General features: G+C 51.6%; 2 protein-coding genes. Both read left to right on the top strand.

Going from position 1 to position 645, the window contains the following annotated elements; translation table 11 throughout:
• Positions 1 to 131: 131 nt before the first annotated feature.
• Positions 132 to 383 carry a type II toxin-antitoxin system Phd/YefM family antitoxin gene (locus CLH62_RS20885; protein ID WP_012137510.1) on the top strand — a complete coding sequence of 84 codons (252 nt, stop codon included), beginning with the start codon at positions 132 to 134 and terminating at the stop codon, positions 381 to 383.
• Positions 380 to 634, top strand: coding sequence for a Txe/YoeB family addiction module toxin (locus CLH62_RS20880; protein WP_099620087.1), 255 nt, complete (start codon positions 380 to 382; stop codon positions 632 to 634). The genes CLH62_RS20885 and CLH62_RS20880 overlap by 4 nt, the downstream gene beginning before the upstream one ends.
• Positions 635 to 645: the final 11 nt, after the last annotated feature.

Below are 645 nucleotides of genomic sequence, written 5' to 3'. Positions count from 1 at the left end.
CATAACGCCCGGCTCACGCGCCGGTTTGGAGCCGCTATGCGGCGGAAAATCGGTCGCTGTGCAGCCGATTGTTAAATCCTCTGGCGTACGGTATCCTGACCATGGTCAATATCCTGTACAGGAGCAACCTTATGGATGCCATTAGCTACACAGCCGCTAGAACCAATCTAGCAAAAACCATGGAGCAGGTCTGTGAAGACCATTCCCCTGTGATCATCACCCGGAGCAAGTCGCAGTCCGTGGTAATGATCTCTCTGGAGGACTACGAGGCGCTGCAAGAAACTGCATACCTTCTACGCGCACCAAAAAACGCACGGCGTTTGCTGGAATCCGTTGCCGAGCTGGAGCAAGGCGGTGGTCAAGAAAAGGAACTTCTTGAATGAAACTCATCTTCTCCGAGAACGCCTGGGAAGACTATCTGTACTGGCAGAAAACCGACAAAAAGATTCTTAACCGAATTAACAAGCTGATCAAAGAGACCAAACAAGAACCGTTCGAAGGTGTTGGCAAACCAGAGCCCCTCAAACACAGCCTCGCCGGGTACTGGTCTCGCCGGATCAACGAAGAACACCGAATAGTTTACAAAGTCACGGATGACGCTTTGCTTATCGCCCAGCTCCGGTATCACTACTGATTTAACGCCCG

The organism is Marinobacter guineae (assembly GCF_002744735.1).
Classification (GTDB): Bacteria; Pseudomonadota; Gammaproteobacteria; order Pseudomonadales; family Oleiphilaceae; genus Marinobacter; species Marinobacter guineae.
The sequence above is the reverse complement of the archived record's forward strand: the minus strand, read 5'-3'. Positions and strand labels throughout refer to the sequence as shown.